Here is a 16,559-nt window from a genome sequence, read left to right as displayed (position 1 = left end):
CAGGGTGACTCAGCGGGACGAGCTGATCGCCGACATCATGGCGACCCACCGCCAGCTGCAGCTCCTGTTCGCCTCCGACCGTTCCGATCCGCTGTTCGACTCGCAGCTCACCGTGCCGCAGCTGAAGATACTGCTTCTGCTCTACCTGCACGGCGGTACGTCCGGTCAGGAACTGAGCCGGGTGCTCGGGGTACGGATGGCCACCGTCACCGGCATCGTCGACCGGCTCGTCGCCGGGCGGCTGGTCGGCCGCCGCGAGGATCCGCAGGACCGACGGGTCCGGCGGATCGAGCTGACCGGCCACGGCGCCCGACTGATCGACCGGATCGTCACCGCGGGCACCGACCGACAGGCCCGGCTGCTCGCCCGACTCGAGCTCGACGAGTTGCGTACCGTCGCATCGGCGGGCCGGCTGCTGGTCGACGCCGCCGAAACCGACGTCACAGAAGCAGAGGCCGCCGCGGTCGAGCTCGGGTCAGGCCAGATCGAGGGCGCGGGCCGCGAGTAGCGGATCGTTGCCGATCGTGGTCGGCGCCGGCGCGGTCGAGATCGCCCACTCCGGGTCCTTCAGACCGTGCCCGGTGACCGTGCAGACCACGGTGGCACCGGGCGGCACCTTCCCGGCCGCGGCGACCTGCAACAGCCCCGCCACGCTCGCCGCGCTGGCCAGCTCGACGAATACGCCGACCTCGCGGGCCAACAGCCGGTACGCGGCGAGGATGTCCCGGTCGGTGACCGCGTCGATCAACCCACCCGAGGTGTCCCGGGCGTCGAGTGCCTTGGTCCAACTCGCCGGGTTGCCGATCCGGATCGCGGTCGCGATCGTCGACGGCTGCCGGACCACCTCACCGGCGACGATCGGCGCGGCGCCGGAGGCCTGGAAACCGAACATCTTCGGCGTACGGGTGGCGTTGCCGGCCTCGACGTCCTCGCGGTAACCCATCCAGTAGGCGCTGATGTTGCCGGCGTTGCCGACCGGCAGGCAGTGGATGTCCGGAGCGTCACCGAGCCCGGCGACGATCTCGAACGCGGCGGTCTTCTGCCCGTGCAGCCGGAAGATGTTGACCGAGTTGACCAGCGCCACCGGGTAGTCCTGGGCGAGCTTGGCCGCCATCGACAGGCAGTCGTCGAAGTTGCCGTCGACCTGCAGCAACTTCGCGCCGTGCACCAGGGCCTGGGCCAGCTTGCCAAGCGCGATCTTGCCCTGCGGGACGAGTACCGCGCAGGTCAGCCCGGCGCGGGCGGCATACGCGGCGGCCGAGGCACTGGTGTTGCCGGTGGAGGCGCAGATGATCGCCTTGTTGCCCTCCTCGACCGCCTTGGAGACCGCCATCGTCATGCCACGGTCCTTGAACGAACCGGTGGGATTCGCGCCCTCGATCTTGAGGTAGACGTCGGCACCGACCCGGTTGGACAGCACCGGCGCGGGCAGCAGCGGCGTGTTCCCCTCGTACAGGGTGATCACCGGCGTGGCGTCGGTGACCGGCAGCCGGTCCCGGTACGCCTCGATAAGGCCACGCCACATGACATCCTCCTCGACTCGGCCGGCACAGCGTACCGGCCCGGACTACTGGCCGCCCTCGACCCGCAGCACGCTGGCGATCGACCGGACGATGTCCAGCCCCCGCAGCTCCTCGACGGTGGCGGCGAGCGCGGCGTCCGGTGCACGGTGGGTGACGATCACCAGGCTGGCATCGGTGTCCCGGCCGGACTGACGCACCGTCGCGATCGACACGTCGTGCCGGGCGAAGACGCCGGCCACGGTCGCCAGCACGCCGGCCCGGTCGGCCACGTCGAGACTGATGTGGTAGCGGGTGACCGCCTGCCCCATCGGCCGGATCGGCAGGTCGGCGTAGACGGACTCGCTGGCCGCGCGGACCCCGGCGAGCCGGTTGCGGGCCACCGCGACGATGTCGCCGAGCACCGCGCTGGCGGTCGGCGCCCCACCTGCGCCCCGGCCGTAGAACATCAACTGCCCGGCGGCGACCGCCTCAACGAAGACCGCGTTGAAGGCGTCGCCGACGCTGGCCAGTGGATGCGTACGCGGGATCATCGCCGGATGCACCCGGACGCTGACCGACTCGGTGCCGTCCGCGCCGGGGCCGCGCTCGGCGATGCAGAGCAGCTTGATGGTGCAGCCCATCGCCTTGGCGCTGGCCATGTCGGCGGCGCTGACCTCGGTGATGCCCTCCCGGTACACGTCGGCGGCACCGACGCGGGTGTGGAAGGCCAGCGAGGCGAGGATGGCGGCCTTCGCGGCGGCGTCGAAGGCCTCGATGTCGGCGGTCGGGTCGGCCTCGGCGTACCCGAGGGCGGTCGCCTCCTCCAGCGCCTCGACGAACCCGGCACCGGTGGCGTCCATCCCGGAGAGGATGAAGTTGGTGGTGCCGTTGACGATGCCGGTGACCCGGGTGATCGAGTCGCCGTGCAGCGACTCGCGCAACGGCCGCAGCAGCGGGATCGCGCCGGCGACCGACGCCTCGTAGTACAGGTCGGCACCACCCTCGGCGGCGGCGTCGTGCAGGGAGCCGCCGTCCTCAGCGAGCAGCGCCTTGTTCGCGGTGACCGCGCTCTTGCCGCCCCGCAGCGCCTCGACGAGCCAGGTGCGGGCCGGCTCGATGCCGCCGACGACCTCGACGACCACGTCGACGTCGTCGCGTTTGACCAGGCCGAGCGCGTCGGTGGTGAACAGCCCCGGGTCGACCGGCAGGTCGCCACGGGTCCGGTTGGGGCGGCGGACCGCGATCCCGGCGATCTCGATCGGCGCCCCGATGCGGGCGGCGAGATCGGTTGACTGCTCGTGCAGCAGCCGCACCACCTCGGAACCCACGGTGCCGCAGCCCAGCAGCGCCAGCCGTACCGGCTTGTTCATGCTCACCCCACATCGCGACCGCGCCCGAAGCGCACTACCCCACGTCGTCCCGGCGCCTGCGGCGCTTGTCCCACGTCCTGGCGCCTGCGGCGCTATCCCACGTCCAGTGCCAGCAGATCGTCCTCGGTCTCCCGGCGGACGATCACCCGGGCCGCTCCGTCACGGACCGCGATCACCGGCGGCCGGGGCACATGGTTGTAGTTGCTCGCCATGCTCCGGCAGTACGCTCCGGTGCCCGGCACCGCGAGAAGATCTCCCGGCTGCACGTCGGCGGGCAGGAATTCATCCTTCACTACGATGTCCCCGGACTCACAATGCTTTCCCACCACGCGGGCCAGGATCGACGGCGCGGTCGATGCCCGGGAGGCGAGGGTGGCGGAGTACGAGGCGTCGTATAGGGCGGTCCGGATGTTGTCGCTCATGCCGCCGTCGACGCTGACGTAGCTGCGGATGCCGTCGACGTCCTTGACGGTGCCTACCTGGTAGAGGGTGAACACCGCCGGGCCGATGATCGCCCGACCGGGCTCCACCGACAGGTGCGGCACGGCGAGGCGCATCGACTCGCATTCACTGTCGACGATCTTGGTGATCCGCTTGGCCAGGTCGTGCGCCGGGGCCGGGTCGTCCTGGGTGGTGTACGCGATACCGAAGCCGCCACCGAGGTCGAGCTCGGGCAGCTCGACGCCACGGGCGTCGCGGATCTGCGCCTGCAGTTGCAGCACCCGGCGGGCGGCGACCTCGAAACCACTGGTGTCGAAGATCTGCGAACCGATGTGCGAGTGCAGGCCACGCAGCTCCAGCACGCCGTCGTCGAGGATCCGGGCGGCGGCGGCGAAGGCCGCGCCACCGGCCAGCGAGAAGCCGAACTTCTGGTCCTCGTGGGCGGTGGCGATGAACTCGTGGGTGTGCGCCTCCACGCCGACGGTGACCCGGACCAGCACGCTGGGGCGCACGCCCCGGTCGCGGGCGAGCGCGGTCAGCCGGTCGATCTCGTCGAACGAGTCGACGATGATCCGACCGACACCCGCGTCGAGGGCCCGGGTGAGCTCCGCGACGCTCTTGTTGTTGCCGTGGAACCCGATCCGCTGCGGCGGCATCCCGGCCGACAACGCCACGGCCAGCTCACCGCCGGTGCACACGTCGAGGTGCAGCCCCTCCTCGGCGACGACGCGGACCACCGCCCGACACAGGAACGCCTTGCCGGCGTAGTAGACGGCCTGGTCGGCGAAGGCGGCCCGGAAGTCACGACAGCGGGCCCGCAGGTCCTCCTCGTCCAGCAGGTACGCCGGGGTGCCGTACTCGGCGGCCAGATCGCGCACGTCACGGCCGCCGACGGTCAGCGCCCCGGCGTCCGAGCGGGTCACCGTCCGCGGCCACAGCTGCGGCAGCAGGGAGTTGACGTCATCGGGGGTACGCAGCCAGCCCGGCCCCCGGCTGCCGAGGTCGCCGTGCAGCGCCCCGGCCTCGTGTGCGCGCACGGCACTACCGTCCTTCGTCGTTCACGGGCATCTCCGGTTCACATCCGCTCGGGCGCCGAGACGCCGAGCAGACCGAGACCATTGGCGATCACCGTACGGGTGGCGTCGTTGAGCCACAGCCGGGCCCGGTGCCGGTCGGTGATCTCCTCGTCGCCGAGCGGCATCACCCGGCACTTGTCGTAGAACCGGTGGTACGCCCCGGCGAGTTCCTCCAGGTATCGGGCGACCCGGTGCGGCTCGCGCAACTCGGCGGCGGAGGCGACCACGCCAGGGAACTCGCCAATCGCCTTGAGCAGCTCGTTCTCCTTGTCGTGGTCGAGCAGCTCGGGGCGGAACGCCGCCGGGTCACCGCGTTCGAGGCCGACGTCGGCGGCGTTGCGGGCCACGTTGGCGGTCCGGGCCGCGACGTACTGCACGTAAAAGACTGGGTTGTCGTTCTTGGCCCGGGTCCACCGCTCCACGTCGATGTCGATCGGCGAGTCGGACGAGTAGCGGGCCAGCGCGTACCGGGCGGCGTCCACCCCGATCGACTCAACCAGGTCCTCCAGGGTGACCACGGTGCCGGCCCGCTTGGACATCCGCACCGGCGCCCCCTCGCGTACCAGGTTCACCAGCTGCCCGATCAGGATCTCCAGGGTGGCGTCCGGGTCGTCGCCGAAGCAGGCGGCCATCGCCCGCAGCCGGCCGATGTAGCCGTGGTGGTCGGCGCCGAGCATCATCACGATCCGGTCGAAGCCGCGCTCACGCTTGTCCAGGTAGTAGGCGCAGTCGGCGGCGAAGTAGGTCCACTCGCCGCTGGATTTGCGCAGCACCCGGTCCTTGTCGTCGCCGAAGTCGGTGGTCCGCAGCCAGGTCGCGCCGTCGCGCTCGACGACGCGACCCTGCTCCCGCAGTCGGGTGAGCGCGTGGTCCAGCTCGCCACGGGCGTGCAGGTCCTTCTCATGGAAGTAGGTGTCGAAGTGCGTGCCGAAGGCGGCCAACGACGATTTGATCTCGTCGAGCATCAACGCGACGCCCTCGACGCGGAACAGCTCCCGGGCGGCGTCGTCGTCGAGGTCGCGTACCTGCGGATGCTTGCCGACGATGGTCCCGGCGATGTCGGCGATGTACGCCCCGGCGTAGCCGTCGGCCGGGGTCGGCTCGCCACGCATCGCGGCCAGCAGTGAGTTGGCGAACCGGTCGATCTGAGCGCCAGCGTCGTTGACGTAGTACTCCGTGCCGACGTCGGCCCCGGTGGCCTGCAGGATGCGGGCCAACGAGTCGCCGACGGCGGCCCAGCGACTGCCGCCGATGTGCACCGGCCCGGTCGGGTTGGCCGAGACGAACTCCAGGTTGAGCCGCTGCCCGGCCAGGTGGGTGCTGTGGCCGTACGCCCGGTCGGCCTGGACCACGGTGCGGGCCAGCGCCCCGGCGGCGGCCGAGTCGAGCCGGATGTTCAGGAACCCCGGGCCGGCGATCTCCACCGAGCTGATTCCGTCGACCGCGCTGAGCGCCGCAGCCAGGGCGGCGGCCAGCTCGCGGGGCGGCGTGCCGACGCGCTTGGCGAGCTGCAGGGCGAGGTTCGAGGCGTAGTCGCCGTGCTCCGGGTTGCGCGGGCGCTCGACGGTGACCACGCCGGGGAGCAAAGATAGATCGAGGTCACGGTCGGCGAAGACCGACCGGGCCGCGGCGCGGATGATCTCGGCGAGATTGGCGGGAGTCACCGAACCATGCTAGCGGGGGTAGACTCGGGCACTTGGCGGCGACCCTTACCAGCTGTGTCTCCGCTGAGAGCCCCTTGACCGACCGACCTGACGAGGCACCACACCATGAGCATCAGCACCCAGGGTGGCGAGAACCGCCGTCCGTCCGTGGTCAGCACCGGCAAGCCGGCGGCCGGCGGCAAGCCGAAGGCTGAGGAGAAGGCCGGCGGTAAGCCGGCGACCGGCAAGTCGGCGACCGGCAAGGCTGGTGGCACCGGGGCCGCCAGGTCGGCCGGCGGCACACGCCCCGGCGGCAAACCGGGCACCGCGGCCAAGGGCGGCAAAGGCCCACGTAAGCCACTCAAATCAGTCAAGGTGAACCAGGAGCGCAACTGGGGACCGATCGCGCTGATGGTCGCGGTCGGTGTGCTGGCCACCGGCATCGTCGGCTACGGCGCCTGGGCGGTCTCCCAGGAGGCCAAGTCGTGGCAGGACCGCGCGTCGGACATCACCGGGCTGGTCAACTACCGGGATGCCAACCCGGCCATCCTGGACCCGATGGCCGGCAGGCAGTCGCACGAATGGGGCACGCTGGAGTACGAGATCCAGCCGCCGGTCGGCAGCAGCCACAACCCGAACTGGCAGAACTGCATGGGCGACGTCTACGCCGCACCGATCGCCAGCGAGCACGCCGTACACAGCATGGAGCACGGCGCGGTCTGGGTGACCTACCAGGATTCCCTGCCCGCCGACCAGGTCGAGACCCTGGCCAGCAAGGTGCACGGCAACGAGTACACGCTGATGAGCCCGTTCGAGGGCCTGGAGTCGCCGATCTCGTTGCAGGCGTGGGGCTACCAGCTTGCCGTCGACGACGCCAGCGACCCGCGGATCGACGAGTTCATCCGGGCGCTGCGGCAGAACGCCACCGTCGAGCCGGGGGCGACCTGCTCCGGCGGGATCACCGCGACCGGCACCACCCCGCGTGACCTCGGCCAGCAGGAGCAGGCCATGGACGGCGGCGCCGGCTCGTGACCACGAGGACGGACTCGATGAGCGACACCGACGACGACCGGCTGGCGGATCCGGAGCCACCGACGGAGCCACCGCCGGAGCCGCCGCCGGCTGACGGGCCGCCGGCGGCCCGGCCGAGCCGTGGCAGCGGCTTCGGCACCGCCTGGCTGGCCGCCGCCGTCGTGGTCGGTCTGCTCCTCGGGTACGCGGCCGGCCTACTCACCCCGGGTCTGTCCATCCCGGGCGAGAACTCGCCGGAGGCCGGCTTCGCCCGGGACATGTCGACTCATCACGCGCAGGCGGTCGAGTTGTCGATGATCGTCCTGGAGCGCAGCGGGAACCCGGCGGTGCGCACCCTGGCCAGCGACATCGCGCTGACCCAGCAGAGCCAGATCGGCATGATGCAGACCTGGCTGCGGGGGTGGGGTCTGGAGCCGACCGGCACCGGGCCCCGGATGGCCTGGATGCAGACCAGTGGCGAGTGGGCCATCGTCGACGGGCTGATGCCCGGGATGGCCACCGACGCCGAGCGGGCCGAGTTGCGCGAGGCGTCCGGCGTCGACGTCGACCGGCTCTACCTGTCGTTGATGCTCACCCATCACCTGGGCGGCATCCATATGGCCGACGGGGTGCTCGAGGTGTCCGACGACGAGAACGTGCGCTGGCTGGCCGAGTCGATGGTGAGCGGGCAGCAGAAGGAGATCGAGTTGATCCGTACCCTGCAGTCCCAGGTCGGCGGCTGACCGCCGCCGCACCGTCCGACGCTCGTACCACGTCGCCCGTCCCGGTCGCCCGGGGCGGGCGACGGTCGTACTGCAGCCGATCAGCGAACCTTATGTCTATCTATACCACGATCTAGGGTACTTCACCGGACTGTACGGTCTCAGACGTTTTCTTGCCACATATCGCTACCGTCCTGATACAGCATCGTTGGTCCTAGCGTGGGGGCACTTCTAAGCGATACTCGGAAATCGATCACGAGCTGGTGCCGACGGCACACACTCGGCGGTGACGGCGCGGTGGCGGCCCGCCGTCGCGGATCACCCACCGGTGCCGCTGGCGGGCTGACACCGGAACAGGAACTCGACCTCATCGACCTGCTGCGCGGCCGCTGGCCGGAGGATCACGCGCTGGACGACGAGCTGTGGAGCCGCCGTACCGTCGCGATCCTGATCGAACGCCGGTTCGGGCTGACGCTGAGCCCGACCGACGTCGGCCACTACCTGGACGCCTGGGGGTTGGCGCCCCGGCGGCCGGCGGAACGCGCCTGCGGGCTCTGCGTCGACGCGGTCAACGAGTGGGTGGACCGGGCCTACCCGGAGGTGCTGCGGGCCGCCCGCGACCACCGGACGGACCTGTGGTGGCTGGGGCGGACCCGGCTGCACGGCACCTCGCCGGCCGCCGACGTGCTGTCTGCCGCCTCGGTCCGTGGCCAGATCCGCTTCATGATCCTGACCCCGTCGATCGACCCGCCGCTGCCGCGCGAGTTCCTGCTCCGGCTCTGCGGCCCGGAGCGGCGCGGCGCGCACCTCGTGGTCGACGGCTCCTGGGCGAACTCGGAACTCCCCCGGCGGCTGCCCCGCAGCATCGTCACGCACCTGCTGCCGAGCTGCGCCCGACCGGCCCGCGTCGCCTGACCAGAGGTCGGCCACCGGCCTGACCAGCAGCCACCGGGCCGGGGCCGCCATCTCACCCGCCTCGGGCGGGACACGGCGATACCAATTCGGCAACCTGGTTGGGCGTTTGCTAGTCTTCCTGGGTCGCTGAGCCCCCGTAGCTCAGGGGATAGAGCACCGCCCTCCGGAGGCGGTGGCGCAGGTTCGAATCCTGCCGGGGGCACATCACAGGACTGCAAACGCGCACCTGACCGGTCGATCACTGACCGTGGAAGCCAGCTTCGCGTTCGAGTAGACGATCAAGGATGCGCCCGCCGAACGGCCGGGGCATCGGACGTTGGCTCAATGCCCGGGCGCCAAACGCGCCCGGATCGCGACAGATCAGTTCGCTGCCCTCACAAGCTTTTCAAGGGTGTCAGCCAGCTCGGACACTTCCGGCAGGTCGAAGTAGTAGCGCAGGACGACGATCGCGTCGCTGGGATGTTCCGGTGTTCGGCCGGCAGGAAACGCCCGGACGGCGACTACGAAGCGTCCCGGACGGCGGCCTCGGCACGCCAGGCGTCCGCGAGGTCGGCCAGTGGGATACCGAGCACGTCGCTGAGGGAGACGACGATGCCGAACGAGGGCGCGGGCAGTCGACCGGTCTCGATCTTCCGGAGCGTCTCGGGTGAGATGCCCGCCGCCAGCGCCACCTCGAACAGGCCGCGACCCCCGCGCGCCTGCCGCAGCGCCGTTCCGAGGCGGCCACCCGCCTCGATCTGTTCAGGTGTGAGCGGGCGGCGAACCATGACAGCACCGTAGGGCAGGGTTGGCGGGACGGCAACGACGACACAGCATGGTATAGATATACCAACGCTACGACGGAGGTTCACCGTGATCGAGCTCAAGTCTCCCCAGGAGATCGAGTGCATGCACGTCACCGGCCGGTTCGTCGCCGACGTGCTCACGCAGCTCGGTGACCTCGCCGAGGTCGGGGTCAACCTGCTCGATCTGGAGCACCATGCCCGGTCCCTGATCAAGGCACGCGGTGCCGAGTCCTGCTACTGGGACTACGCCCCGTCGTTCGGCAACGGACCGTTCCGCAACGTGCTGTGCCTGTCGGTCAACGACGCGGTCCTGCACGGGCTGCCGCACGATTACGTGCTGCGCGACGGCGACGTGGTGAGCATCGACATGGCGGTCGGCATCGACGGGTGGGTCGCCGACTCCGCGCGTACCGTCATCGTCGGCGCGGCCGCCGCCGACGACCTGCAGCTGGTCGAGGCCACCGAGGTCGCGTTGGAGGCGGCGATCGAGGCGGCCCGGCCCGGCAACCACCTCGGCGACGTCTCGGCCGCGATCGGCGAGGTCGCCGGCAGGTACGGCTACCCGGTCAACCTGGAGTTCGGCGGGCACGGCATCGGGCGCACCATGCACGAGAGCCCGCACGTGTCGAACAACGGTCGCCGGGGGCGCGGCATGAAGCTGCTACCCGGGCTGACCATCGCGATCGAGCCGTGGTTCGCCAAGACCACCGACGAGATCACGTTCGACGAGGACGGCTGGACGATCCGATCGGCGGACGGGTCCCGCACCGCCCACTCCGAGCACACCGTCGCCATCACCGACGGCGACCCGCTGGTGCTCACCCGCCGGGCCTGATCCCCACCGGGCCTCGTCACTGGTCTCGATGGTGGCGGAGCCAGGCCCAGCCGACGCCGTGGCGGTCACGGCCAGCACGGCCCCTGGTTCGATCCGGTCCCGCGTTGGGTCGTCGTGAGCCAGCTCGTCGTGGTACGCAGCCAGGGCATGTGCACCGGTCCCACTTCGGATTCTTCCGGCGCTGAGGCGGTCGGCCGTACCACCCGACCGGTCGCGGTAGGCGCCGGGCCGGGTCCCGCCGGTCCGGCACCACCACGACTGTCGGCGTCGGTGGATCCGAGTCGATGGTGCCGAGCTGGCGGCGGTTGGCGTCGTCATTCCGGACAGCGGCGAAATCCCCCGGAAGTCGGCGGACACCTACCGCTGATCGGCCACTGCGGACTAGGCTGCGCGAGTCTGCCGGGACGCACAGAAGGAACTGCCACGATTGCGGACCACATGGACCGGCCCGGCGTAGATTCCGGGTTCCTGGACGTCGCCGGGGTGCGGACCCTGGCGGAGTTGGCCGAGGCGCTGCGCGCGCTGCGGCGCCGCCACGCCCGGCGCCGCCGCGACGGTGAGCTCACCTACCGCGCGTTGGCCGCCCGCACCGGCTGGTCGATCGCTGCCGTCGCCGAATACCTCACCGGCCAGACACTGCCGCCGACCGACCGGTTCGACATCCTCGTCGCATTGCTCGGTGCCACGCCGGCCGAGCAGGGGGCGCTGGCCACCGCCCGGGACCGGGTCGCCGAGCAGCATCGCCGGGTGCCGCGTGAGACCGGTCGCGGACGCCGGAGGTTGATCCCACGGCAGCTGCCCGCCGACGTGTTCGCGTTCACCGGCCGGGCAGCACAACTCGCCCGGCTCGACGCCCTGCTCACCGACGCGGACCCGGCCGGCACCGCCGTGGTGATCTCCGCGGTCTCCGGCCCCGCCGGCGTCGGCAAGACCTCGCTGGCGGTGCACTGGGCGCACCGCGCGGCGAGACGTTTTCCCGACGGCCAGCTGTATCTGAACCTGCGCGGCTACGACCCGGGGCAGCCGCTGAGCTCCGGCGACGCCCTCGCCCGGCTGCTCGCCGGGACCGGCGTACCAGAGGCGGAGATCCCGGACGGGGTCGAGGAACGGGCCGCCCGCTACCGCACCCAGCTCGCCGACCGGCGGATGCTCGTCCTGCTGGACAACGCCGGCGGTGCCGAGCAGGTCCGGCCGCTGCTGCCCGGCGGGTCGTCCTGCACGGTTCTGGTCACCAGCCGCGACAGCCTCGCCGGGCTGGTCGCCCGGGACGGGGCCCGACGCATCGACCTCGACCCGCTGCCGCCAGCCGAGGCGGTCACGCTGCTCGGACACCTGATCGGCCCGCGTACGGCGGACGAACCTGACGCCGTCGCGCAGTTGGCGCGGCTGTGCGCCGGGCTGCCCTTGGCATTGCGGATCGCCGCCGAACGCGCCGCCGCGTACCCGGCGAACTCGCTGGCCGCGTTGGTCGCCGAGCTCACCGACCGGCACCACCGGCTGGATCTGCTGGACGCCGGAGACGACCCGCACTCGGCGGTCACCGCGGTCTTCTCGTGGTCGCTGCGGCATCTGCCGGCCCCGTCCGCCCGTACCTTCCGGTTGTTGGGTCTGCACCCGGGCCCGGACTTCGACCGGTACGCGGCGGCCGCGCTCGCCGAGATCGACCTCACCGACGCCGGCCGTGACCTGGCGGCGCTGGCCCGCGCCCACCTGGTCCAGCCCGTCACAGCCGACCGGTACGCCATGCACGACCTGTTACGCGCGTACGCGGCGCAGTTAGCCGACGCCGAGGAGACCGACGAGTCGCGACGGGCCGCGCTGAGCCGCCTGTTCGACCTGCACCTGGCCGCCACCAGCGCCGCCATCGACGTGCTGCACCCGGCCGACCGACGCAAGGACGCGGTGCCGCCGCCGGTCGCCACGGTCCCGGAGTTCGCCGACCCGGCGGCTGCCCGGGCGTGGCTCGACGCGCAACGTCCGGCGCTGGTGGCCGCGGCCGGATTCGCGCTCGACAATGGATGGCCGGGGCATGCCAGCAGCCTCTCTAACGTGATCTACCGCTACCTGGAGGGTGGGCATTTCCTCGACGCGTTGGTGGTGCACGGCTATGCCCGCCGGGCCGCCGAGGAGGCTGGCGACGACACCAGGCACGCCCACGCTCTGGTCGACCTGGGTAGCGCCTACCTCGCGTTGTCCCGCTTCGACCTGGCCGCCGACCACTTCCAGCAGGCCCTGACCCGGTACGAACGTACCGGCGATCTGGCCGGCCAGGCACGGGCCCTCGCCGACCTCGGCAAGCTCGAAAGGCGCCGGGGCCGGCACGAGTCGGCCGCCACGTTCATCCACCGGGCGCTGGCGTTGGCCGAACTCGGCGGCGACGACACCGGACACGCCCAGGCGTTGATGGATCTCGGCTTCATCGAGACCGAGCGCGGCCGCTACGACGAGGCCGTCGCCTATCACCGGCAGGCACTCGCTCGGGCTGGCCGGATCGAGCACCGGCTCGGCGAGGCCGCCGCGCTGCTCAACATCGGTCTGGTCGAGCTGCGCTCCGGCCGCTACGACGAGGCCGTCGACGACCTGCGCCGGGCCCTGACCATATTCCGGATGCTCGGCAACCGTACCGGCGAGGCTGCCGCCCTGAACCATCTGGGCAACGCGTACACCAGCCTCGACGATCCCGAACAGGCGATCGTCCACCTGAACCTCGCGCAGGAGATCGTTCTCGGCAGCAGTGACCGGGAGGGCCAGAGCTGGGTGCTCAACGGTCTCGGCGAGGCCGCGTACACCACCGGCCGCTCCGCAGACGCCCTGGACCTGCACACCGAGGCGTTGGCGATCGCCGTCGAGATCGACGTCCACGAGCCGCAGGCCCGGGCCCATCGTGGGTTGGGCCGCGCGTACGCCGCGCTCGACGACCTCGACCGGGCCCGGCACCACCTGACGCTCGCCCTGGACCGGTACCGGGAACTGCAGTCCCGGGAAGCCGACCAGGTCCAGACGCTCCTGACCGCGCTCGACGACGACTGACCGGCGTCCGGCAGGTGGCCCTTGGCGGTCGGGACCTTGGTCCCGGGACCTCGGGTGTTCCGCCTCGGGTGCCGGGCACCGCTACTGCGAGAAGCTGATCTCGTCAAAAGAGAGCAGCGAGTCGCGGAGGCGACAATGACCACCCAGCACGCCACCCACCGTTCGATCGACCGGCCCCTTGAGCACGCTGAACTTCCCGGCCACATGCTCACCAGCACCGCCGCGCGGTTGCTGGCCGTGCTGCGGATCTCCACCGGATTCGTCTTCCTCTGGGCGTTCCTCGACAAGGCATTCGGCCTCGGCTACGCCACCCCGGCCGAGCGGGCCTGGATCAACGGCGGCTCGCCGACCAAGGGTTTCCTCTCCTCGGTCGAGGTCGGCCCGCTGCAGTCGTTCTTCCACGCGATCGCCGGCACCTGGTGGGCCAACGTGCTGTTCATGGCCGGTCTGGGCGCGATCGGTATCGCCCTGATCGCCGGGATCGGCCTGCGGGTCGCGGCCGGCTCCGGCACCCTGATGATGATCTTCATGTGGCTGGCCGAGCTGCCGCTGGTCCGCTTCACCGCCGCCGGTGAGGCCACCAGCTCCACCAACCCGGTGGTCGACTACCACATCGTGTACGCGATCGTCATGGTCGCCCTCGCCGCCGCGTACGCCGGACACACCTGGGGCCTCGGCCGGCTCTGGGCCAAGCTCCCCTTCGTCCAGCGGCACCGCTGGCTGATCTGACCTGATCCTCCCCACCCGGTGTGCCCGGACCGTCCCCCACGGTCCGGGCACACCGGCGTTTGGTCGGAAGGGCTGAGATCGTCGTTGGCCGGGTATGGGTGCAGATAGCGCCCGAAACTTGAGCCAACCCGAGGAGTCCTCGTGACCGACCAGCAGAAACGTCCACCGACCACCACTGACGCGGGGGTGCCGGTCGCCAGCGACGAACATTCGCTGACGGTCGGCCCGAACGGCCCGCTGCTGCTGCAGGACCACTACCTGATCGAGCAGATGGCCAACTTCAACCGGGAGCGGATCCCGGAGCGGCAGCCGCACGCCAAGGGCGGTGGCGCCTTCGGCACCTTCACGGTGACCCGGGACGTCAGCGCGTACACCCGGGCCGCGGTCTTCCAGCCCGGCACCGAGACGGGGTCGATCGTCCGGTTCTCCACGGTCGCCGGCGAGCGCGGCAGCCCCGACACCTGGCGGGACCCGCGTGGCTTCTCCGTCAAGCTCTACACCAGCGACGGAAACCTGGACATCGTCGGCAACAACACGCCGGTCTTCTTCATCAAGGACCCGATGAAGTTCCAGCATTTCATCCGGTCGCAGAAGCGCCGCGCGGACAACAACCCGCGCGACCACGACATGCAGTGGGACTTCTGGACCCTGTCGCCGGAGTCCGCGCACCAGGTGACCTGGCTGATGGGCGATCGGGGCATCCCGCGTACCTGGCGGCACATGAACGGCTACGGCAGCCACACCTACATGTGGATCAACGCCCAAGGTGAGCAGGTCTGGGTCAAATACCACTTCAAGACCGATCAGGGCATCGAGTGCTTCACTCAGGACGAGGCCGACCAGATGGCGGCGGTGGACACCGACTACCACCAGCGGGACCTGTTCGAGCACATCGCGGCCGGGCAGCACCCGTCCTGGACCCTGCACGTCCAGATCATGCCGTTCGAGGATGCCAAGACGTACCGGTTCAACCCGTTCGACCTGACGAAGGTCTGGCCGCACAGCGACTACCCACTGCAGGAGGTCGGCAGGTTGACCCTGAACCGCAACGTCACCGACTACCACACCGAGATGGAACAGGTCGCGTTCGAGCCGAACAACGTGGTGCCGGGGACGGGGCTGTCGCCGGACAAGATGCTGCTGGCCCGGGGGTTCAGCTACGCCGACGCGCACCGCGCCCGGCTCGGGGTCAACTACAAGCAGATCCCGGTCAACGCGGCGAAGGTGCCGGTGCACAGCTACTCCAAGGACGGCGCGATGCGGGTGCACAACGTCGCCGACCCGGTGTACGCGCCGAACTCGTACGGCGGACCGGCGGCGCAGCCGTCGCTCACCGACGACGGCGGCACCTGGTACGCCGACGGTGAGATGGTCCGGTCGGCGTACACGTCGCACGCCGAGGACGACGACTGGGGCCAGCCCGGTACCTTGGTCCGCGAGGTGCTCGACGACGACGCCCGGCAGCGGCTGGTCGACAACATCGTCGGTCACCTGCTCAACGGGGTGAGCGAGCCGATCCTGTTGCGCGCCTTCGAGTACTGGCACAACGTCGACAAGAGCCTCGGCGACCGGGTCGAGTCCGGGGTGCGCGCCAAGCAGGGTGAGATGGACCCCAAGGCCGCCAAGCAGGCCAATCCCGCCCGTTCCAGCATGCAGGCCAAGGCCTGACCCCCCGGGCGGTACGGCGGACCGACCCGTCGCCGTACCGCCACCGGCGCCCGGCCCGTGTCGTCGGTTCGCGGCCGGTTTCACGGCGACGGCCGCGCGGTGTCCCACGGTCTCCCCACCCGATCGGCCGGTAGCATGCGGGCATGAGCTCAGAGGCTGTCGGCAGGCACATGCCCCCGATCGTGAGTCTCGATGACCTCACCGCGATGATGGCCGCCGACGAGCACCATCGGTACGAGATCAGCCCCGAGGGAGTTCTCTCGATCATGCCGCCCCCGGGCTACGCCCACGCGATCATCGCGACTCGGCTGACAGTGTGGCTCGCCACGGCAGGGGTCCCGGCCGACCGGATCGCACAGGCTGTCGGGCTACGCATCCCGGGCCGAGCCGGGGTCGGCGGGCGCATTCCCGACCTGGTCGTATGGAGCAAGCCGCAGGCCGACGGGGTCTGGCTGCCGGTCGCCGACGTGCTCCTCGTCGCCGAGATCGTCTCACCAGGCTCGGAAGGCCTGGACACGGTGACCAAACGCAATGAGTACGCGGCAGCGGGCATCCCCCAGTACTGGGTCATCGACCAGGACACGGCGCAGAGCGTGACCATGCACCGCCTGGCCGGCGACCGCTACACCGTTGCGGCGACCATGCCGCTCGCCTGGCTACTCAACACCAGCCCGGCCGAGCACGACCTCGGCTGATCTCGGCAGAACCCGGTCCGGCCATTTGAGTAGTTCACCGGCCGCCGAGAGCCGGGGTGACGCCCGCCGGATGCACGCAATATGGATTTGACTAAATGGGTACGCCGCGCGCGACGGACCGACTCTAGGTTGAGCCA

General features: G+C 70.7%; 14 protein-coding genes and 1 tRNA gene. 10 read left to right on the top strand and 5 right to left on the bottom strand.

The window, feature by feature from the left end; genetic code table 11:
* Window positions 1-4 precede the first annotated feature (4 nt).
* A complete protein-coding gene (locus tag ACFHVL_RS05695; RefSeq protein ID WP_416626010.1) occupies window positions 5-508 on the top strand; it encodes a MarR family winged helix-turn-helix transcriptional regulator in 504 nt (167 codons plus the stop codon).
* Here ACFHVL_RS05695 and thrC read toward each other — a convergent pair.
* The 4 genes from thrC to argS form a co-directional block, all read right to left on the bottom strand.
* Window positions 476-1,525 (bottom strand): threonine synthase, encoded by a 1,050-nt coding sequence (gene thrC / locus ACFHVL_RS05690; protein WP_416626009.1) that lies wholly within the window; start codon window positions 1,523-1,525, stop codon window positions 476-478. The genes ACFHVL_RS05695 and thrC overlap by 33 nt on opposite strands.
* 42 nt (window positions 1,526-1,567) lie before the next feature.
* Window positions 1,568-2,872, bottom strand: a complete 1,305-nt coding sequence (locus ACFHVL_RS05685; RefSeq protein WP_416626008.1) for a homoserine dehydrogenase — start codon at window positions 2,870-2,872, stop codon at window positions 1,568-1,570.
* 92 nt (window positions 2,873-2,964) lie between these two features.
* The gene (gene lysA / locus ACFHVL_RS05680) at window positions 2,965-4,350 is read right to left on the bottom strand and encodes a diaminopimelate decarboxylase (RefSeq protein ID WP_416626007.1); all 1,386 of its coding nucleotides are present in this window, start codon (window positions 4,348-4,350) and stop codon (window positions 2,965-2,967) included.
* Window positions 4,351-4,388: 38 nt separating this feature from the next.
* On the bottom strand, window positions 4,389-6,053 hold the full coding sequence (gene argS, locus ACFHVL_RS05675; RefSeq protein ID WP_416626006.1) for an arginine--tRNA ligase: 1,665 nt from the start codon (window positions 6,051-6,053) through the stop codon (window positions 4,389-4,391).
* A 105-nt stretch (window positions 6,054-6,158) separates the two neighbouring features.
* Between argS and ACFHVL_RS05670 the strand changes: the two genes are divergently transcribed.
* The 4 genes from ACFHVL_RS05670 (at window position 6,159) to ACFHVL_RS05655 (ending at window position 8,882) form a co-directional block, all read left to right on the top strand.
* A complete protein-coding gene (locus ACFHVL_RS05670) occupies window positions 6,159-7,064 on the top strand; it encodes a DUF3105 domain-containing protein (RefSeq protein WP_416626005.1) in 906 nt (301 codons plus the stop codon).
* Window positions 7,065-7,081: 17 nt separating this feature from the next.
* The gene (locus ACFHVL_RS05665) at window positions 7,082-7,786 is read left to right on the top strand and encodes a DUF305 domain-containing protein (protein ID WP_416626004.1); all 705 of its coding nucleotides are present in this window, start codon (window positions 7,082-7,084) and stop codon (window positions 7,784-7,786) included.
* Window positions 7,787-7,984: 198 nt separating this feature from the next.
* Window positions 7,985-8,680 (top strand): winged helix-turn-helix domain-containing protein, encoded by a 696-nt coding sequence (locus tag ACFHVL_RS05660; protein ID WP_416626003.1) that lies wholly within the window; start codon window positions 7,985-7,987, stop codon window positions 8,678-8,680.
* 130 nt (window positions 8,681-8,810) lie between these two features.
* A tRNA-Arg gene (locus ACFHVL_RS05655) sits at window positions 8,811-8,882 on the top strand.
* 298 nt (window positions 8,883-9,180) lie between these two features.
* Here the strand turns inward: ACFHVL_RS05655 and ACFHVL_RS05650 are convergent.
* Window positions 9,181-9,447, bottom strand: coding sequence for a helix-turn-helix transcriptional regulator (locus tag ACFHVL_RS05650; RefSeq protein WP_416626002.1), 267 nt, complete (start codon window positions 9,445-9,447; stop codon window positions 9,181-9,183).
* Between the two features lie 85 nt (window positions 9,448-9,532).
* On the opposite strand from ACFHVL_RS05650, the gene map reads away from it, so the two are divergent.
* From map to ACFHVL_RS05625, 5 genes are all read left to right on the top strand, one after another.
* Window positions 9,533-10,300 (top strand): type I methionyl aminopeptidase, encoded by a 768-nt coding sequence (gene map / locus ACFHVL_RS05645; protein ID WP_416626001.1) that lies wholly within the window; start codon window positions 9,533-9,535, stop codon window positions 10,298-10,300.
* A gap of 438 nt (window positions 10,301-10,738) precedes the next feature.
* Complete coding sequence (locus ACFHVL_RS05640) at window positions 10,739-13,330, top strand: ATP-binding protein (protein ID WP_416626000.1); 2,592 nt, start codon at window positions 10,739-10,741, stop codon at window positions 13,328-13,330.
* 135 nt (window positions 13,331-13,465) lie between these two features.
* Complete coding sequence (locus ACFHVL_RS05635; RefSeq protein WP_416625999.1) at window positions 13,466-14,059, top strand: hypothetical protein; 594 nt, start codon at window positions 13,466-13,468, stop codon at window positions 14,057-14,059.
* A 141-nt stretch (window positions 14,060-14,200) separates the two neighbouring features.
* The gene (locus tag ACFHVL_RS05630) at window positions 14,201-15,727 is read left to right on the top strand and encodes a catalase (RefSeq protein WP_416625998.1); all 1,527 of its coding nucleotides are present in this window, start codon (window positions 14,201-14,203) and stop codon (window positions 15,725-15,727) included.
* Between the two features lie 143 nt (window positions 15,728-15,870).
* Window positions 15,871-16,422 carry a Uma2 family endonuclease gene (locus ACFHVL_RS05625; RefSeq protein WP_416625997.1) on the top strand — a complete coding sequence of 184 codons (552 nt, stop codon included), beginning with the start codon at window positions 15,871-15,873 and terminating at the stop codon, window positions 16,420-16,422.
* The last annotated feature ends 137 nt before the right edge of the window (window positions 16,423-16,559 follow it).

This window comes from Micromonospora sp. LOL_023, from assembly GCF_048060115.1.
Taxonomy (GTDB): domain Bacteria; phylum Actinomycetota; class Actinomycetes; order Mycobacteriales; family Micromonosporaceae; genus Micromonospora_E.
Note: the sequence above shows the minus strand (reverse complement) of the source record. Positions and strands in the feature narration are given on the sequence as shown.

Excerpts from the sequence above, each read along its gene's own strand:
- thrC (WP_416626009.1), bottom strand. The coding sequence starts at position 1,525 with ATGTGGCGTGGCCTTATCGAGGCGTACCGGGACCGGCTGCCGGTCACC.
- ACFHVL_RS05685 (WP_416626008.1), bottom strand. The coding sequence starts at position 2,872 with ATGAACAAGCCGGTACGGCTGGCGCTGCTGGGCTGCGGCACCGTGGGT.
- ACFHVL_RS05670 (WP_416626005.1), top strand. The coding sequence starts at position 6,159 with ATGAGCATCAGCACCCAGGGTGGCGAGAACCGCCGTCCGTCCGTGGTC.
- ACFHVL_RS05665 (WP_416626004.1), top strand. The coding sequence starts at position 7,082 with ATGAGCGACACCGACGACGACCGGCTGGCGGATCCGGAGCCACCGACG.
- ACFHVL_RS05650 (WP_416626002.1), bottom strand. The coding sequence starts at position 9,447 with ATGGTTCGCCGCCCGCTCACACCTGAACAGATCGAGGCGGGTGGCCGC.
- ACFHVL_RS05640 (WP_416626000.1), top strand. The coding sequence starts at position 10,739 with ATGGACCGGCCCGGCGTAGATTCCGGGTTCCTGGACGTCGCCGGGGTG.
- ACFHVL_RS05635 (WP_416625999.1), top strand. The coding sequence starts at position 13,466 with ATGACCACCCAGCACGCCACCCACCGTTCGATCGACCGGCCCCTTGAG.
- ACFHVL_RS05625 (WP_416625997.1), top strand. The coding sequence starts at position 15,871 with ATGAGCTCAGAGGCTGTCGGCAGGCACATGCCCCCGATCGTGAGTCTC.